The following is a 17156-nucleotide window of genomic DNA, read 5'->3' on the forward strand; positions in this document are numbered from 1 at the left end:
CCCCGACCACGCCCGCGGCCGCGCAGAGCGCTCCGGTCACGAGCATCCCGCGGGCCTCGAACGCGCGCGCCAACGGCGGGAAGTGCGCTCCCACCACGATCGCGACCAGGCCGGGGATCCACTGCTGGGCGTCCAGAACGGTGGCGAGGGCGATCGTCCCGGCGATCCCCGCCGCCTGGGCCAGGTTGACGTAACGGTACACGCGCCGGGCCCGGTGCATGCGCTCCTGCTCGCCGATGGAGTTCAGCCGCAGCACCGCGGCGGTGGCCAGGGCCGCGCCCGCGAGCGCGCCGGTGACGAGCAGGGCCGTGCCCCAGGGGGCCGCGAGCGGGCCCGAGCCCGCGATCCACCACAGCGTTCCGAATCCGCCGAACACCACGGCCTCGGCCCGGGTCCCGTCCACTCTGCCCGCTCTGCGCCGCCCATGGGCCGACTCCGCCACCGTATGCTCTCCCCCCGTCCCGGACGACCGCCCCGTCGGGGGGCCGTGTGTGCGGGGGTAGGACGCCGCGAACGCCGTTCGCGTTCCCTCACTCCTCGGGCGGCAGGAGCGGGCCGCCCTCCCATTCCTGGAAGACCAGCATCGTCTCCACGTTGTGGATCTCCGGCCGGGAGGTCAGCTCGTCGACGATCAGGCGCTGCAGCCCCGCCACGTCCGGGCAGGCCACCAGGACCAGGAAGTCCGAGGCCCCGGCGACGTTGTACAGCGCCCGTGTCTCCGGCTGGGCCAGGATGTGCTCGGCCAGCGGCGCGAGCACGTCGCGGCTGTGCTGGGTGCGCAGCGTCAGGAACGCCTGGATCGGGCGCCCCAGGGCCTGGGGGGAGACCCGGAGGCGGTAGCCCTCGATCACCCCCGAGGCCCGGAGGCGGTTCACCCGGTCCAGGCACGTCGACGCCGCGATCCCCGCCTCCTCGGCGAGGTCCCGGTTGGTGATCCGTGCATTGTTCTGCAGGACCCGCAGAATCCGCAGATCCACCGAATCAAGATCGACTCGTTCATCCATAGGGCGAATATATCACGATGATTTGGTGAAGTTTCCGCAGATCATCCATAATTACCCCGTCATGTTCGTGGAACGACCGGGGAAGGCCTGGTCGTTTCGTCGTCCGTTCCGCCGTGCCGGTGCCGTGCGTCGGCGGGGCGGCCTTCCGGCGCAGAACGAGGGGGGTGCGCTCGTGCCGATCCCGGAGCACCTGGGCGGGTTCATCGCGGCCGCGGTGCTGGTCACGGTCCTTCCCGGACCCGATTTCGTGCTCATCACCCGCAACACCGCACGCGGCGGGCGGCGCGCGGGCCTGACCACCGCCGCCGGGTCGGTCACCGGCATCGCGGTGTGGGCCCTGCTGGCCACCGCCGGGCTGTCGGTGCTGGTGGCCTCGCACCCGGGGGTGCTGCACGCGCTCCGCCTGGCCGGCGCCGCCTACCTCGTCTACCTGGGCGGCAGCGCGATCCTGGCGCTGTGGCGCGCGCACCGCTCCGGGGACGGCGACGGCGGCGCGGCCGCGCACGGCGGGGCGGACCGCTCCGGCGCCCCCTATGCGCAGGGGCTGGTGAACAACCTGCTCAACCCCAAGCTGCCGGTGATGTTCGTGACCGTCCTGCCGCAGTTCGTCTCCGCGCCGCAGGCCGCCATGCAGCAGACGGCGCTGCTCGGCTCCATCCTGGTGGGGCTGGTCGTGGTGTGGTGGCTGGTCTACGTGCTGGGGATCAGCGCCCTGTCAGAGGTCATGCGGCGCCGCCGCGTCCGGCAGGGCATCGACCTGGCCGGCGGCGTGGCGCTGACCGCCTTCGGGGTGGCCCTGGCCCTGGCCGCCTGAGCCGTCCGCGACCGGGTCGCCGCCGGCGGCCGCGGCCAGCAGCGGACCCGCGTCGTGCGCGGCGACCTCGGGCCCGGCCGGGCCCAGCACGGCCAGCGCCGCCCGGTACAGCGGCCCGGCGTCCAGGTCGACCAGGCGCACCCGCCCGACGGGCGGGGCGCCCGGCGAGGTCCAGGCCAGCACCCGCCCGGGCTCGTCGGGGGAGGAGACCTCCACCGAGGTCAGCCCGGCGTAGATGCCCTCCCCGCTGGCCTTGAGCAGCGCCTCCTTGCGGGCCCAGTAGGTGAAGAAGTCCCCGGTGGTGCGGTCGCCCGGCAGGGAGCGCAGCGCGGCCTGCTCGCCGGGGGTCAGGGCCATGCCGGCGAGCCCGGCCGTGTCGCGCCGTGAGGAGACCTCCTCGACGTCGACGCCGACCGCGTGCCCCCGCGCCAGGGCCACCGCCACGCGGTCGCCCGAGTGGCTGATGGAGACCTCCAGGCCGGCGGCGGGCCCGACGGGGACGGGCTTGCCGTGGGGGGCGCGGTCGGCGCCGTCGCAGTTGGGGCACCGCAGCTCGAAGGCGACCTCCTCCGGGGTGCAGCCCGCCTCGCGGGCCACCACCAGGCGCGCCAGGGCGTGCGCGACGATGTACCGGTCGCGGTCGGCCTCCTGGCGGAGGCGTGCGCGGCGTTCGCGCTCGTGGGCGTCGAGGAACCGCCCGAGGGCGGGATCGGCCTGGGCGGGGCTGGCCCACCATACGTCGCAGTGCACTCGCGCGTCGCTCACCGTCCCATTGTGGCGGATCATCCCCGACTGGGGGCCGATCAATTTCCGTGTTCGTTGGATTGCCTTTCGAACATCATCAGTGTTTGAATGACGGCCATGGACAGTGCGGAACGGGTGGATCTGGTGATCGCCCGGTTGAAGGAGGCGGGCGAGGTGGCCGTCGCCGAGCTCGCCGAGGCCAGCGGCCACTCGGAGATGACGATCCGCCGCGACCTGGACCGCCTGGAGTCGCAGGGCGTGCTGCGCCGGGTGCGCGGCGGGGCGGTCAGCCTCGTCCCGCGCGGGCAGGAGCCGCCGTACGCGCTGCGCGAGCGCCAGGCGGTCGAGGCCAAGCGGCGCATCGCCGAGCGGGTGGTCTCCCTGCTCCCGGCCGGGGCCGCGGTGGCCCTGGACAGCGGGACCACGGCGCTGGAGGTGGCGCGCGGGCTGGCCGGGCGGCCGGTCACGGTCATGCCGCTGTCGCTGCAGGGCGCCGACGCGCTGGCCCGGTCGCCGGAGACCACCGTGCTGGTGGCCGGGGGAGAGCTGCGCCCCGGCGAGCTCAACCTGCACGGGCCGCTGGCCGAGGCGGCGCTGGCGGCGGTGCGCTTCGACGCGGCCGTCCTGGGGTGCTGCGGGATCTCGGCCGGGGACGGCGTCACCGCGCACGACCTGCCGGACGTGGCGGTCAAGCGGGCGATGATGCGCTCGTCCCAGCGGGTCATCGCCGCGGCGGACTCCACGAAGATCGGGCTGGTGACAATGGGGCACGTGTGCCCGGTGGGGGAGATCGACACCTTGGTGACCGACACCGGCGCCCCCGAGGAGGCGCTCGCCGAGATCCGCGCGGCGGGCGTCGATGTGCTGGCCGTCTGAGCCCGCGACCGCCGAATCCCCCTTTGTCGTTGATCTCGGGGAAGGCGGCCTTGAGAGCGCTCTCATAAGGCCGCCTTCCCCGAGATCAACACGGTCAGGACCCCTGCCCCCGACGACACGACGATCACCGGCACGACCAGTGGCGGACAGAACGGAGAGACCGTGGCCGAGAGCGGTGTGGAGACAGCGGCGTCCCCGGGAGGCGGGCGCCCGCCGTCGGGGGCGCCGTCCGCCCCCGACCGGCGCTTGCGGCGCGCCCGCGCCGCCGTCGTGGTCTACTTCTTCGTCGCCGGCGTGATCCTGGCGACCTGGGCCTCGCGCATCCCCGACGTCAAGGCCCAGGCCGGGATCGACGACGGCGCCCTGAGCCTGGGGCTGCTGGGCCTGGCGGTCGGCGCCCTGGCCGCCATGCAGGTCGCCGGGCGCGTCACCGACCGCTTCGGCAGCGCGGCCGTCATGCTGCCCTCCGCCGTCTTCGGCTCCCTCGCGCTGGCCGCCCCCGCGCACGCCCATTCGCTGCCCGCGCTCTTCGCCGCCCTGTTCGCCCTCGGCGCCGGCCACGGGCTCATCGACGTTCCCATGAACGTGCACGCCGCCCGGGTCGAGCGCGCCTACGGTCGTCCCATCATGGCCTCATTCCATGCCGCCTTCTCCATCGGCGGCTTCGTCGGCGCCGGCGCCGGAGCGCTCAGCGCGCACCTGGGCATGGGCGCCGTGGCGGCCTTCTGGGCGGTCGCCCTGGCCTGCACGGCGGCCTCCTTCGCGGTGCGCCCGCTGCTCCTGCCCGGCCGGGACAGCACTCGGGAGGAGGGCGCACCGGACGCCCGCGAGGCAAGGGCGGACGGCGCCGCCGACCGGAACAGCCCCGCCCCCACGGTGCTGCTCCTGGGCGTGGTGGCCTGCGCGGCGTTCGTCGCCGAGGGGTCGGCCACCGACTGGACCAGCGTCTACCTGCACGACTCGGCGGGGGCCTCGGACGCCGTGGCCGCCGCCGGATTCGCGGTGTTCTCCGCCGCCATGGCCGCCGGCCGCCTGGTCGGCGACCGCCTGTCCGCCCGGTTCGGCCCGGTGGCGCTGGTGCGCGGATGCGGCCTGCTCGCCGCCGGCGGGCTGGGCCTGGCCCTGGCCGTCCCGCTTCCCGCGGTCGCCCTGTGCGGCTTCGCCCTCATGGGGGCCGGGCTGTCCTGCATCGTCCCGCAGATCTTCTCCGCCGCCACCTCCTACGACCCCGCCCGGGCCGGCCGCAACCTGGGCCTGGTGGCCGCCGCCGGGTACGTCGGCCTGCTCAGCGGGCCGGTCGCCATCGGCGCCATCGCCCACCTGTGGGAGCTGCGCGCGGCCCTGGCGGTGCCGGCCCTGCTCGCCCTGTTCGCGGCCGCCGCGGCGGGCGCGCTCAGGTGTAGCCGGTCGGCGCAGCGGGAATCGGTCAGATGACCGTCCGGTCCGGGTGCTCGCAGCCCCCGCGTGCCGTGGGCCGGACCCGCGTGCAAGGAGGCCCCCGTGTCCCTCTCTGCCCTTGTCGGTCTCGGGTCCCTCGCCGTGCTCGCCGTCCTGACGGTCCTCTTCCTGGCCGCGCTGCTGTCGGGCGCCGACGGCGGCGAGGACGCCGTGGACGAGGAGGCCGTCGACGACTCCCTGCACCTGCACGGAGTGCACGGCTGCTGAACCGCGCGGCGCTATCCTCCCCTGTACGGGCGTCTCCGGATGGCGCCGCCGGCCACGCCCCCGTACCGCCCGCGCGCCGGTGCGGGACAGGCGTGCACGCAGTTTTTCGAACGCGGGCCTCCGCCGGTCGGGGGCTCCGGAGGTGATCGGTGACCGACGACAACAGGACCACGTTCGCGGCCGCGCGCCGGGAGCGGATCATGGAGCTGGTGCGCGCCAACGGGAGCATGGCCCTGCGCGACATCGCCACCCAGGTGCGCGCCTCGGAGGTCACCGTGCGGCGGGACGTGCGCGCCCTGGAGGCCGAGGGGCTGATCGACCGGCGCCGCGGCGGGGCCGCCCTGCCCGGGCAGCTCGGCCACGACCAGAACTACGCCCAGATGACCGGGCACAACGCCCCGCAGAAGCGCGCCATCGCCGCCGCGGCGGCCCGGCTGGTCGACGACGACGACGCGATCGCGCTCGGCCCGGGCAGCACCGCCGAGGCCCTGGCCCGCGAGCTGGTCGGGCGGCGCAACCTGACCGTGGTCACCACCTCGCTCCCGGCGGCCGAGGCGCTGGCGGGCGCGCCGGGGGTGGAGGTGGTCATGCCCGGGGGCACCCTGCGCTCGTCCATCATGGCCCTGGTGGGCACCGCCACCGAGCAGTCGCTGGCCGGGCTGCGGGTGCGGCGCGCCTTCCTCACCGGCAACGGGGTCACCGCCGACCGGGGGCTGAGCACCCCCAACCCGGCGGTGGCCGCCACCGACCGGGCGCTGGTCGGCGCTGCCCAGGAGGCGATCGTGCTCGCCGACAGCAGCAAGATCGGCACCGACACCATGGTGCAGACGGTGCCGCCCGAGCAGATCGCCCACCTGGTCACCGACAACCGGGCCGACCCCGAGGTGCTGATGACCCTGGAGGACTCCGGCACCCTGGTGCACGTCGCCGTCCTGGACACCGACCGCGGCGAATGAGTCCGCGCCCGGCCGCCCACGTGGCGGCGGTCGGCGACGAACGGTAAGAATGTGTCCCCGACGGGGGCGGAGTCCGGTCCCCGCGCCCCGAGGACCCTGGAGGGCCGTTCCATGCCGACCCCCGCACCCCTGCCCGAGCCGTGGGCCGCGTCGAAGGTGACCGTCGTCGTCCCGACCTACAACGAGGCGGAGAACCTGCCGGTCCTCGTGGGCGGGCTGCTGGGGCTGGGGCTTCCCGGGCTGCGCGTGCTGGTCGTCGACGACGGCTCGCCCGACGGCACGGGGGAGGTGGCCGAGAAGCTCGCCGCCGACGCCGGCGGCAGGGTGGGGGTGCTGCACCGCACCGCCAAGGACGGCCTGGGCCGCGCCTACGTCGTCGGGATGGCCCGGGCCCTGGAGGAGGGCGCCGAGTACGTGGTCCAGATGGACGCGGACCTGAGCCACCCGCCGCGCTACGTGCCCCAGCTGCTGGGGACCGCCCTGGCCACGGGGGCGGGCGTGGTGATCGGCAGCCGGTACGTCCCCGGGGGGAGCCTGTCCCAGGAGTGGAACCTGCGCCGCCGGCTGCTGAGCGGGTGGGCCAACGCCTACGTCAAGGCGATCCTGGCGCTGCCGGTCCGGGACGTGACGGCGGGCTTCAAGATCTGGAGCGCCGAGGCCCTGCGCACGCTCGACCTGGAGACCGTCGGCAGCGCGGGCTACAGCTTCCAGGTGGAGATGCACTTTCGGGCCTACCGGAGGGGGCAGAAGATGCTGGAGATCCCCATCCACTTCGAGGACCGCCAGGAGGGCGACAGCAAGATGGACCTGTCGGTCCAGGTCGAGTCGGCCCTGCGCCCCTTGCGCCTCCGCCGCGACGAACGCTCCCGCCGCCGCTCCCGCTGAAGGCCGCAATCGGCCACGGGGACGCGCGGAGGAGACGCCTGGCCCGGCCTCCCTATCGTGAGTACACGGGCGATGGATTCGGCGAAACCGGCCATGCGCGACTCCTCCGACGGCTAATGTCGCCGGGGTCGTCACACCCCCAGCCCGAGGAGCCCCGATGGCCTTCCCCCCTCCTCCGCCCCCGCCGCCCCCGTCTGCCCCCAAGGGCATGTCCACCGGCGCGAAGATCGGTCTCGGCTGCGGCGGGTGCGCCGCAGCGGCCTTCATGGGCTTCATGGGCCTGATGGTCCTCGGGCTGCTCGCCGGAGGCGCAGGGGACGGCCCCACCGCCTCTGAGCCCGCGGGCGATGGGGCCGCCCAGTCGGCAGGCGGCGGGGGAGAGGACGCCGGCGACGGCGCCGACGACGCGGGAGGCGACGAGGACGCCGAGGAGACCTACGCCGTCGGCGACACCGTCCCCCACGGCGACTGGGACATCACCGTCACCTCCGTGGAGGAGGGCGCCACCGAGATCGAGGACGAGTTCGGCCTCGTCGAGGAGGCGGGCGGGCAGTTCGTCGTCATGGAGATCGAGGCCGCCAACACCTCCTCAGAGGGCCAGTACTTCGAGGCGGGGAACCAGGTGCTGATGGACCCCGACGGGTCGATGTACGAGTACGACATCCCGGCGAGCAGCGGGATCGACTGGCTGGAGAAGGTCAACCCCGGCAGCGAGATCAGCGGCGCGATCGCCTACGACGTGCCCGAGGACTTCGAACTCGACCACATCCTCGTCAACGGGAAGAGCACGTTCGCCGACGGAGTCCGCGTCGACGTCGACTGACTCCGGCACAACGAGTGCTCGTCACCAGGCCCACCCTTCGAGGGCGGACCCGGTGACGGGCGCCTACTCGTCCGCCTTCCGCCTCGCGTTCGCAGGCGGCCTCGGCGGCGCCCCGATCCAGGCCGCGATACCGAGCACCGCGCCCATCACCACCAGGGCAGGGCCCCAAGGATCGACGCCCCCATCGAGCGGTCCCGCCTGGGCGGACACGAACCAGTGCAGCGCACCTCCGAGGAACAGTGCTGCGGACACCGACCCCATCACATACGTTCCGGACACCAGCGGCCTCCTTCTGCCACGGACCGCGCCAGTCTGCCCCAAGAGGCCGACCCGGCGCACACGCGTTCGCCGAGCCTGGCCGATGGGGCCCTCGGGGTCTTAGGCCGCCCTTGACCGCAGGACGGTGTCGCAGATCAGCCGGGCCAGGCGATCGGCCCGACCTTCGGTGCCGATGAGGGCGCCGCGCGGGCAGGTGGCCAGTCCCTGTGCCGGGTCGCAGCCGGTGGTCAGCGGGGGCGTGTACGGAGGTGCGGGTCGCCCGTGGCCACGACCAGCGCCCGGGCGGAGACGGCGCCCGGATCGCCGCCGATCGCGGTGTCGTCCCTCACTCCGGGGCGCTGTCCGTGGGGGTCACGGCCTCTAGGTGTGGTGCTCGGTGCCGCGCCGACCGCACCGTCAGGGCCCTTCGGCCGCTCGTCCGCCGGAAAGCATCTGCGCACTCACCACCGCGATCCGGCGCGACGTGGTGATCGATGACCGCTTAAGCCGCCATCGACCGCCTATGATCGCTGGCCAGGGAACACATCTCCCGTCAGCGATCTCAGCCGCCCTCGTCCTCGTTGACGACCAGGTCGAGCAGGCCGGGGAAGCGCGCGTCGAACTCGGTCCTGCGCAGCCGGTTGAGCCGCTTGGCCCCGGCATCACGCTGCTCCAGCAGCCCGGCCTCGCGCAGCACCGCGAAGTGGCGGCTCAGGGTGGTCTTGGTGACCGGCACATCGAAGCTGCCGCAGGACCGCTCCCACTCACCGGCCCGTGCCAGCTCCCGCACCAGTGACCGCCGGACCGGATCGCCGAGGGCCACCAGGGCCGCCTCCAGCGGTACGTCCCGCGGATCCGTGTGGACCGGCGGGGTGCGGTGCCCCGCCGGCGTGGCCTGCTGCCGGTGCTGTGCCGCCATGGCCGGACGCTCCGTTCCGATGTGGTGCCTGTGCCGTGATGCCCCCGCGCTCGCTCCGCGAGAGGGGGTGCCCACGGATTGCCATGTGTTCGACGGTGTGCGTACACTCCCGAGTGTTCGTTCGACATCGAACACATTACCGGAGTCCGCGCCGCCGGACCTCGTCTCTCTATCGTCTCCCAGCTCATTAGGGGTGAAGAGCCGTGCCCACGAACAGAGCGCGCAAAGCCCGGCAGGGCCCCACGCTGTTAGCGGCCTGCCTCGGCTTCGCGGTCGTCATCCTCGACGTCAGCGTCGTCAACGTCGCCGCCGACGCCCTGGCCGCCGACATCGGCGGCGACCTGGCGAGCCTGGAATGGGTGATCAACGGCTACACGCTCACCTTCGCCGCCTTCCTGCTGACCGCCGGCGCCCTGGGCGACCGCTTCGACCCCAAGCAGATCTTCTTCCTGGGGTTCGCCCTGTTCGCCGCGACGTCCCTGGCGTGCGGCGCCGCCCCCTCGGTCCTGTTCCTCGTCGCCGCCCGCGTGCTTCAGGGCGTCAGCGCCGCGATGATCGTCCCTTCCTCCCTGTCGATCGTGAACACCAACGTCCCGGACGCGGCCGCGCGGACCCGCGCCGTGAGCCTGTGGGCCGCGGCCGGCGGACTCGCCCTGGCCCTCGGGCCACTCGTCGGAGGAGGGCTGGTCGAAGCGCTCGGCTGGCGGGCGGTCTTCTACGTCAACGTCCCCGTCGCCACCGCCGGCATCGTGCTCGTCGCCCTGTACGCACAGCCCGCACCGGAGCGCGCGGCCGCCGGCCGGCGCTCCATCGACCTGCCCGGCCAGGTCCTGGCCGTGGCCGGCCTCGGGGCGCTGACCGGAGCGATGATCGAGGCCAACGCCCAAGGCTGGTCCGCGCCCGTCACGCTGGTCTGCCTGGCGGTGTTCGCCGCGGCGCTGGCCGCCTTCATCGCGGTCGAGCACCGGGGCGCCGACCCGATGCTCCCGCTCCACCTGTTCGGCCGCGGGGCCTTCAGCGCGACGTCCGCGGTCGGGGTACTGCTGAACTTCGCCTTCTACGGGCTGGTCTTCGTCTTCAGCCTGTTCTTCCAGCGGGTCTGGGACTACTCCCCCCTCATGGCGGGGTTCGCGTTCCTGCCGATGACGGCGGCGATCATGGTCGCCAACCTGGCGTGCGGCCCGCTGGTCAAGCGCTACGGGGCACGTGCGGTGCTTATCGCGGGCAACACCATGGCCGCCGTCGGCTACCTGGTCAGCGTGTCGGCCGTCGGCTCCGGCTCCTATGGCCTGATGGCCGTCCCGATCGCGGTCGCCGGGTTCGGCATCGGCCTGGTCGTGCCGGCCATGACCAACGCCCTGCTGGCGTCGGTGGACGCGGCCAACGCCGGGATCGCCTCCGGCGTCCTGAATGCGTCGCGCCAGCTCGGCGGGCTGCTCGGGGTCGCCGTGATGGGCTTGCTCGTCGGCGGGATCTCGGCCGAGCGCTTCCTGGAAGGGCTGCGCGTCTCGTTGGGCTGGGCGGTGGCCGCTCTCGCGGTCAGTGCGGTGCTGAGCGCGGTCGGTCTGCGGCCCTCCGCCAGGACCGGGCCGGAGGCGTCCGGACGGGCGGTGCCTGATTCACCGCGCAGTGGCGCCGGAACGCGCTGACCCGGTATCCGCCTACCGATCGGAGGGGCATGCCGCATCCCATCCTCGAATACTCCGGAAACGTCCGCGAAGGCGTCGTTCCCTCCGTCCGCTTCTCGCGACTGCACTCAGTTCTCGTCTCGGTCCTGCACGGAGACTCCGCGCGGGCGCAGAGGCGGAGAGCGCGTCAGCGGTCGGCCGCCCTTGATCGCAGGACGGTGTCGCAGATCAGCCAGGCCAGGCGTTCGGCGTGGTCGCGGGTGTGGGGGACGGTGTCCTTGCGGGCTCCCCGGCGCACCGGGCCCACCGCGAACAGGTGGCGTTCGGCCCGGCCCCCGGTGCCGATGAGGGCGCCGCGCGGGCAGGTGGCCAGCCCCTCCGCCGGGTCGCGGCCGGTGGTCAGCGGGGGCGTGCGCAGGTGCGGGTCGCCCGTGGCCACCACCAGCGCCCGGGCGGGGACGGCGCTTGGGGCGCCGCCGGTCTGCACGGCGACGCCTTCCTCCTCGGCCCGTGCGCTCGCCACACGGAGCGACCGCACCTCCAGCGCCGCGTACGGGGCCGCCCACGCCGCCGTCGCCGACAGCGTGTCCTCCAGGTAGTCCCCGTACACACGGCGGGGCAGGAAGGTGGCCGGGGTGCACGCCAGTCCGCTCAGCCGTGCCCACTCCAGCAGGTGCGCGGGACGGTCGGGGAAGGCCGACAGCAGCCGCGCCGGCAGGTCCAGGCGCTCGGCGGAGTGCAGGTCCGAGCCGCGTCCCCGGCGGCCGTGGTCGTCGAAGACGACCACCTGGTACTCCAGGCGCAGCCAGGTGGTGGCGCGCAGGAGGGCGATGGCCGCCAGCGCCGCGCTCGGGCCGCCTCCGGCGAAGGCGACCAGCGGCACCGCACCATCGCCGGGCGCCGCGGATCCGTCCATGCCGGGAGTCTAGAACCTCGGGCGCCGCCGTGCGTCCTTCCGAGCGGGCGTGGACGTGAACGGGCCCCGGACCGGCCCCCCGGGGAGGGAGGGCCGGGCAGGCGCGGGGACGGCCTGCGGCGTCCGCCGGCCGCAGGGCCCGGCGCATCGTCGGATGCGTCGGGGGAGTCGGGTCAGACCGTGGTGCGGAACCCTCCGATGAAGGTCAGCCGGTTGCCGTCGGGGTCGGTCAGGGACGACAGCCGCACCCCCTTGTCCGCCTCCTGGACCTCGCCGGGCGCAAGCCCCCGGTCGGCCAAGGCCTCCAGATGGGCGGGCAGGTCGTCCACCGCGAAGTTCAGCAGCGCCGTGCCCGCGCGGGCCGGGTCGCGCCACACCTGGAGCCGGCCTCCGCCGGTGATCCGCCAGTCGGCGAGTCCCGGCATCGGACGGTTGTCCGGCGCCCGCCCGAACAGGCGCCCGTACCATGCCGCGGCCGTGTCGAAGTCGGAGACGGGGGCGACGGCGAGAACGTGTTCGATGGCCATGGGGCTGCTCCTTCCGTGCGTGTGCGGTGTGCGCGGCCGGGGCCGCTCATTCCGCCCGCCGGTCCTGCCCGCCCGCGTCAGGCGCCGACGAGGCGGGCGGCTCCATCGGCGGCCCGCTCACCCCGCAGAACATGCCCTTGTGCTGCTCCATCCGGGACCCCCTCTCGCGGAGCAGGACGAACGCGACCAGCCCGCCGCCCACGCTCACCGCAGCCACGATCAGCATCGCCGCCGCGAACCCGCCCTCGATCCCGGCCGCCCCGCTCACGCCCGCCGCCGCCGGGACCGCCGCCACACCGATCAGCTGCGCCGCGCGGGCCACCGTGTTGTTCACCCCCGACGCCACCCCGGCGTGCCGCTCCGGCGCCGACGACAGGGCCGTCGCCGTCAGCGGCGCCACCGCCGCCGACAGCCCCAGGCCCACCACCAGCACCCCCGGAAGCACCTCGGTCAGGTAGTCGGCCCCGGGCGTGAGCCGGGACAGCAACAGCATCCCGACGCCCACCAGCAGCGGCCCCGCCGTCATCTGCGCACGCGGCCCGATCCGCTCGGCGAGCCGGCCCGACCGCCCCGACAGCAGCAGCATCAGCACCGTGATCGGCAGCGACGCCGCCCCCGCGGCCAGGGCCGAGTACCCCGCCGCCTCCTGCAGGTACAGCACCAGCAGGAACAGCAGCGGCCCCAGCGCCCCGTACATCAGCACCGTCACCAGGTTCGCCGCTGTGAACCGCGCCGAGGCGAACACCCCCAGCGGCAGCATCGGGTGCGCGCTGCGCGTCTCCACCAGCGCGAACCCCGCCAGCGCGGCCGCGCCCACGGCACCGGCCAGCGCCGCCGCCCCGGCCGGCACCTCTCCCGCACCGGCCTCGATCAGCGCGTAGCTGATCCCCGCCAGGGCCAGGATCGCCAGCAGCGCCCCGGGGTAGTCCATCCGCGCCGGCGCCTGCGCGTCCCGCGACTCCGGCAGGTGCCGGCGGGCGATCAGCAGCACCGCCGCGGCCAGCGGCAGGTTGATCAGGAAGATCAGCCGCCAGGAGCCGATGTCCACCAGCCAGCCGCCCAGGAAGGGGCCGACCGCCGCCGCCACCCCGGTCAGGCCCGACCAGGCGCCGACCGCCTGGGCCCGGTCCTGCTTGCGGAAGCCCGACTGCAGCACCGCCAGGCTCCCCGGGGTGAGCAGCGCCCCGCCGACGCCCTGCAGCACCCGCCCGGCCACCAGCAGCTCCAGCGTCGGCGCGACCGTGCACAGCGCCGAAGCGAGCGCGAAGGAGGCGACGCCCAGCGAGAACACCCGCACCCGGCCGAAGCGGTCGGCCAGCGCGCCGCCGAGCAGGATCAGCGCCGAGAGGGTGACCATGTAGCCGTTGGCGATCCACTGCAGACCGGCCACCCCGGTTCCCAGGTCGTCCTGGATGACCGGCAGGGCGACGTTGACGACCGTGGAGTCGAGGAAGGCCATCCCCGACCCGAGCACGGTGGCGGCCAGCGTCCACCGCGCGGCGGGCGTCCCCCACGCGATGCCCTCGGCGCCGTCCTCTGCGGAACGGTCCCGGTCGTCGTCGCTGCCCACGCGCCCTCCTCGGTCCCCGGCGGCCGGGCGCCACACTACGCCGGAAGACCCCGCCCGGAGCGCGCACCGCGCCGCGCATGCGACACGGAAGGGGGCGGGGCGGGTCCCTTTCGGACCCGCACCGCCCCCGGCGGTTCAGGGCTCGGTGCCCGTCACTCGCTGGCGAGGGCCCCGGTGATCGAGGCGCCCGCCGCCTGGCGGCCCGGCAGCACCGACGCCAGCAGGCCCGCGGCCACGGCGACACCGATGAACACCGCGATCTGTGCGACCGGCAGGGTGAACACCATGCTCGGCATGGCCGCGGTCCCGGCCGCCCAGCCGAACACGATGCCCAGCAGGATGCCCACGCCCGCGCCGATGAGGCACAGCACCACGGCCTCGATGCTCAGCATCCGCCGCAGCTGCCCCCGGGCCAGCCCGAGCGCCCGCAGCATCGCCGACTCGCGGGTGCGCTCCAGCACCGACAGCGCCATCGTGTTCGCGATGCCGAACACCGCGATGATGATCGCCAGACCCAGCATGGCGGCGATGGCCAGGAACGCGATGTTGAGCACGTCGTCGAACTGCGCCTTCATCTCGGCCATCGAGTCCACGCCCACCTTGGGGGCGTCGGCGACCGCGTCGTACACCGCGTCGCGCACCTGCTGCGCCGAGGCGCCCTCGGCGCCGTTCACCAGCATGTCGGAGGTCCCGTCCACGCCCGGGAACGCCTTCTCGAAGTCCTTGGGGGCCAGGGTCGCGCCCCACAGGACCCCGCCGTCCTCCAGGACCGCGGCGATCTCGTACTCCTTCTCACCGGTCTCGGTGTCCACGGGGAGCATGTCCCCGGCCTCGCGGTCGCCCGCGTACCCCTTGGACACGGCCACCTTGCCGGGGCCCATGTCGGCCAGCGACCCGGACACGGCGTCGTTCTTGAGGTCCTCGCCGAGCGTGCCGCCGATGTAGGTGCTGACGGGCAGGTCGCCCGAGGCCTCGTCGCTCTCGGTGTAGGTCCGCCGCTGCTCAATGACGGTGCCGAGAGCATCGGACTCCTTCAGCTCGTCCACCGATGATTGCGGGATCACCGCGTCCCGCTCGTCCATGGGCGCGCTGACCAGGTAGTCGGCCGGGAACTGCTCGGCCAGCATCTCGTCCATCGTGGTCTTGAGCGAGGCGTTGACCACCGCGTAGCCGGTGATCAGCGTGGCCCCCACGGTCAGGGCGATCATCGCCGTCGCCGCGCGCTTGGGGCTGCGGCGCGAGTTGTCGGCGGCCAGCATGCTCGCCACCCCGATGCGCCGCATGAGAGGCGATACGGCCGCGACGACCGCCCGCACCAGCAGCGGCGACAGGACCACGACGCCGACGAAGCAGATCAGCCCCGCCACGGTCGTGAGCACCATGCCGGTCGCGCCCACGCCGCCGCTGGTGGTGGCCACCGACACGATGCCGCCCGAGATGAGGAACAGCACGGCGCCGACCGTGATGCGCACCCAGCCGATGCCCTTCTCCAGGCCCTGCGCGGTGGCGCTGGTGCGCAGCGCCGCCAGCGGCGGCACACGGGTGGCGCGCCAGGCCGGAAGCAGCGCCGCGCCCAGAGCCATCACGGTGCCCACGGTCATCCCGATGGCGACCGGAAGGGCGCGCACGACCAGCGGCTGCGAGGTGTCGGCGCCGAGCGCCTCGCCCCCGAAGGCGAATCCGGCCCAGCCGGCCCCCACGCCGACGGCCACGCCCGCCGCGGAGGCGACCAGGCCGACCACCAGCGCCTCGGTGAGCACGCTGCGGAACACCTGCCCGCGCGCCGAGCCCACGCACCGCAGCAGCGCCATCTCCCGCTGGCGCTGGGCCACCAGGATCGCGAAGGTGTTGTAGATGACGATCGCGGCCACGAAGACCGAGATCAGCGCGAACAGCATCAGGCCGACGGTGAGCACCTGCGTGTCGCCGCCCGCGTTCTCGGCGAGCTGCTCGCCGTAGGAGGCGCCGGTCTCCACGTCGGCGTCCGAGCCGGTCACGCCCTCGATGGCGCTCACCACCTCGGCGTCGGTGGCGCCCTCTGCGGCCGTGGCGTCGATCTCCGAGTACCCCTCGGCGCCGGTCATCTCCCGGGCGGTGTCCTCGTCGAAGGCGACGACCCCCCGGTAGGCGAGTTCGCCGTCGACGCCGAAGTCGATCAGCCCGCTCACGGTGAACTCGTTCCGCTCGCCCTCGGCGTCGAGCACGGTGACGGTGTCGCCGACCCCGTACCCGGTGGCGCCGGCGCTGGTGGTGGCCAGAGCGACCTCGCCGGGCCCCTCCGGCAGGCTCCCCTCCGTGGGCTGGAACCGGGTGTCGGGCCCCACGCTCATGCCGACGGTGGGCATGGTCCCCACGGACCGCCCGTCCTTGTCGAGCAGCGGGGCGTCCCCGCGGGTCGTGCCGCCGGCCGCGGCCACCTCGGGCAGGTCGCGGACCTTCTCCAGCGCGTCGGCGGGCAGCGTCGGCGCCGGCGCCTCCGGGTCGGCGGGGACGTCCTCGTCCGCCGCCGGCACGGCCACGGCGGCGAAGTCGTCGGCCGCCCCCATCATCTTGGTGCTGTAGCCCTCTTCGAGGGTGTCGCCGAACACCAGGGTGCCGGTGACGAACATGACGCCCAGGGCGATCGCCAGGGCGGTGGTGACCAGCCGCGCCTTGTGCATGCGCAGCCCGGCCAGGGTCGTGCGCAGCATCAGGACTCCAGCTTCAGCAGTCGGTCCGAGACGGTCTCGGCGGTGGGCGCGTGCACCTCGTCGACCAGCTGCCCGTCGCGCAGGAAGATCACCCGGTCGGCGTAGGAGGCCGCGACCGGGTCGTGGGTGACCATCACGATGGTCTGGCCCATGTCGCGGGCCGAGTCGCGCAGGAAGGACAGCACCCCGGCGCCCGAGCGGGAGTCGAGGTTGCCGGTGGGCTCGTCGGCGTAGACGACCTCGGGGGCCCCGAGCAGCGCCCGGGCGACCGCCACGCGCTGCTGCTGGCCGCCGGAGAGCTTGGAGGGCAGGTGGTCCAGCCGGTCGCGCAGGCCGACCACGTCGATCAGCTCCTCGAAGCGCTCCCGGTCCACCTTGCGCTTGGCGATCTGCGCCGGGAGCAGGATGTTCTGCTCGGCGGTGAGCATCGGCAGCAGGTTGAAGGACTGGAAGATGAAGCCGATGCGGTCGCGGCGCAGCTGGGTCAGCTGCCGGTCGTTGAGCCGCGTAATGTCGGTGCGGCCCAGGTGCACGGTGCCGGAGCTGGCGGTGTCCAGCCCGGCCAGGCAGTGCATCAGGGTGGACTTGCCCGACCCCGAGGGGCCCATGATGGCGGTGTAGTGCCCGCGGGAGAACTCGACGCTGACCCCGTCGAGCGCCCGCACGGCCGAATCGCCCGCCCCGTACACCTTGGAGAGGCTCCGTGCGATCACCACGGGGGGTGCCTGTGTGCTGTCGTCGGGTGCGGCCACCGCTGCGGTCTGGCTCACGTCTCGTTGCTCCTGCTGTCGTGGGTCTCGTGGTCCGTGCCGTCCGCGTTCCGGCGCGCCTGGGCGTGCTCTGGCGCGGCTCGGCTCCGGGGTCGGACGGTGCTTCGGCGC

18 protein-coding genes are annotated in these 17156 nt (G+C 74.1%); 8 read left to right on the top strand and 10 right to left on the bottom strand.

Features of this window, described 5'->3' with window-relative positions:
• Positions 1-403: hypothetical protein (locus D450_RS0127690; protein WP_017541880.1), on the bottom strand; the 403-nt coding region annotated here is incomplete at its 3' end.
• A gap of 127 nt (positions 404-530) precedes the next feature.
• Positions 531-977 carry an Lrp/AsnC family transcriptional regulator gene (locus D450_RS35340; protein ID WP_017541881.1) on the bottom strand — a complete coding sequence of 149 codons (447 nt, stop codon included), beginning with the start codon at positions 975-977 and terminating at the stop codon, positions 531-533.
• A 199-nt stretch (positions 978-1176) separates the two neighbouring features.
• Here D450_RS35340 and D450_RS0127700 point away from each other — a divergent pair, with 199 nt between their 5' ends.
• Entirely contained in the window at positions 1177-1818 is a 642-nt protein-coding gene (locus D450_RS0127700; protein WP_017541882.1) for a LysE family translocator, read from the top strand.
• Here D450_RS0127700 and D450_RS0127705 read toward each other — a convergent pair.
• Entirely contained in the window at positions 1720-2583 is an 864-nt protein-coding gene (locus D450_RS0127705) for a 4'-phosphopantetheinyl transferase family protein (protein WP_239647390.1), read from the bottom strand. The genes D450_RS0127700 and D450_RS0127705 overlap by 99 nt on opposite strands.
• 96 nt (positions 2584-2679) lie before the next feature.
• On the opposite strand from D450_RS0127705, the gene D450_RS0127710 reads away from it, so the two are divergent.
• The 6 genes from D450_RS0127710 (at position 2680) to D450_RS0127735 (ending at position 7767) form a co-directional block, all read left to right on the top strand.
• On the top strand, positions 2680-3438 hold the full coding sequence (locus tag D450_RS0127710; RefSeq protein ID WP_017541884.1) for a DeoR/GlpR family DNA-binding transcription regulator: 759 nt from the start codon (positions 2680-2682) through the stop codon (positions 3436-3438).
• A gap of 162 nt (positions 3439-3600) precedes the next feature.
• Positions 3601-4872 carry an MFS transporter gene (locus D450_RS0127715; RefSeq protein WP_017541885.1) on the top strand — a complete coding sequence of 424 codons (1272 nt, stop codon included), beginning with the start codon at positions 3601-3603 and terminating at the stop codon, positions 4870-4872.
• 66 nt (positions 4873-4938) lie between these two features.
• A complete protein-coding gene (locus D450_RS34095) occupies positions 4939-5103 on the top strand; it encodes a hypothetical protein (protein ID WP_017541886.1) in 165 nt (54 codons plus the stop codon).
• A 149-nt stretch (positions 5104-5252) separates the two neighbouring features.
• A complete protein-coding gene (locus tag D450_RS0127725; RefSeq protein WP_017541887.1) occupies positions 5253-6059 on the top strand; it encodes a DeoR/GlpR family DNA-binding transcription regulator in 807 nt (268 codons plus the stop codon).
• Positions 6060-6170: 111 nt separating this feature from the next.
• Positions 6171-6944, top strand: coding sequence for a polyprenol monophosphomannose synthase (locus D450_RS0127730; RefSeq protein WP_017541888.1), 774 nt, complete (start codon positions 6171-6173; stop codon positions 6942-6944).
• A 157-nt stretch (positions 6945-7101) separates the two neighbouring features.
• The gene (locus D450_RS0127735) at positions 7102-7767 is read left to right on the top strand and encodes a DUF4352 domain-containing protein (protein ID WP_017541889.1); all 666 of its coding nucleotides are present in this window, start codon (positions 7102-7104) and stop codon (positions 7765-7767) included.
• A 63-nt stretch (positions 7768-7830) separates the two neighbouring features.
• Here D450_RS0127735 and D450_RS0127740 read toward each other — a convergent pair whose 3' ends face one another.
• Together D450_RS0127740 and D450_RS0127750 are read right to left on the bottom strand one after the other, a co-directional pair.
• A complete protein-coding gene (locus D450_RS0127740) occupies positions 7831-8046 on the bottom strand; it encodes a hypothetical protein (RefSeq protein WP_017541890.1) in 216 nt (71 codons plus the stop codon).
• Between the two features lie 541 nt (positions 8047-8587).
• Positions 8588-8944: an ArsR/SmtB family transcription factor gene (locus D450_RS0127750; protein WP_017541891.1), complete on the bottom strand. Its 357-nt coding sequence runs from the start codon at positions 8942-8944 to the stop codon at positions 8588-8590.
• A 203-nt stretch (positions 8945-9147) separates the two neighbouring features.
• Here D450_RS0127750 and D450_RS0127755 point away from each other — a divergent pair, with 203 nt between their 5' ends.
• Positions 9148-10593: an MFS transporter gene (locus D450_RS0127755; RefSeq protein WP_017541892.1), complete on the top strand. Its 1446-nt coding sequence runs from the start codon at positions 9148-9150 to the stop codon at positions 10591-10593.
• 166 nt (positions 10594-10759) lie between these two features.
• On the opposite strand, the gene D450_RS0127760 is transcribed toward D450_RS0127755, so the two are convergent.
• The 5 genes from D450_RS0127760 to D450_RS0127780 all read right to left on the bottom strand — a co-directional run bounded on the left by D450_RS0127760 (position 10760) and on the right by D450_RS0127780 (position 17045).
• The gene (locus D450_RS0127760) at positions 10760-11488 is read right to left on the bottom strand and encodes an FAD/NAD(P)-binding protein (RefSeq protein WP_026128807.1); all 729 of its coding nucleotides are present in this window, start codon (positions 11486-11488) and stop codon (positions 10760-10762) included.
• 173 nt (positions 11489-11661) lie between these two features.
• Complete coding sequence (locus tag D450_RS0127765) at positions 11662-12015, bottom strand: VOC family protein (protein WP_017541893.1); 354 nt, start codon at positions 12013-12015, stop codon at positions 11662-11664.
• Positions 12016-12061: 46 nt separating this feature from the next.
• On the bottom strand, positions 12062-13585 hold the full coding sequence (locus D450_RS0127770; protein WP_017541894.1) for an MFS transporter: 1524 nt from the start codon (positions 13583-13585) through the stop codon (positions 12062-12064).
• A 152-nt stretch (positions 13586-13737) separates the two neighbouring features.
• A complete protein-coding gene (locus D450_RS0127775) occupies positions 13738-16275 on the bottom strand; it encodes an ABC transporter permease (protein ID WP_017541895.1) in 2538 nt (845 codons plus the stop codon).
• On the bottom strand, positions 16275-17045 hold the full coding sequence (locus D450_RS0127780) for an ABC transporter ATP-binding protein (protein WP_017541896.1): 771 nt from the start codon (positions 17043-17045) through the stop codon (positions 16275-16277). The genes D450_RS0127775 and D450_RS0127780 overlap by 1 nt, the downstream gene beginning before the upstream one ends.
• Between the last annotated feature and the right edge of the window lie 111 nt (positions 17046-17156).

It is taken from the genome of Nocardiopsis halophila DSM 44494 (assembly GCF_000341245.1).
Taxonomy (GTDB): Bacteria; Actinomycetota; Actinomycetes; order Streptosporangiales; family Streptosporangiaceae; genus Nocardiopsis_A; species Nocardiopsis_A halophila.

Excerpts from the sequence above, each read along its gene's own strand:
- D450_RS0127735 (WP_017541889.1), top strand. The coding sequence starts at position 7,102 with ATGGCCTTCCCCCCTCCTCCGCCCCCGCCGCCCCCGTCTGCCCCCAAG.
- D450_RS0127775 (WP_017541895.1), bottom strand. The coding sequence starts at position 16,275 with ATGCTGCGCACGACCCTGGCCGGGCTGCGCATGCACAAGGCGCGGCTG.
- D450_RS0127750 (WP_017541891.1), bottom strand. The coding sequence starts at position 8,944 with ATGGCGGCACAGCACCGGCAGCAGGCCACGCCGGCGGGGCACCGCACC.
- D450_RS0127760 (WP_026128807.1), bottom strand. The coding sequence starts at position 11,488 with ATGGACGGATCCGCGGCGCCCGGCGATGGTGCGGTGCCGCTGGTCGCC.
- D450_RS0127730 (WP_017541888.1), top strand. The coding sequence starts at position 6,171 with ATGCCGACCCCCGCACCCCTGCCCGAGCCGTGGGCCGCGTCGAAGGTG.
- D450_RS0127710 (WP_017541884.1), top strand. The coding sequence starts at position 2,680 with ATGGACAGTGCGGAACGGGTGGATCTGGTGATCGCCCGGTTGAAGGAG.
- D450_RS0127765 (WP_017541893.1), bottom strand. The coding sequence starts at position 12,015 with ATGGCCATCGAACACGTTCTCGCCGTCGCCCCCGTCTCCGACTTCGAC.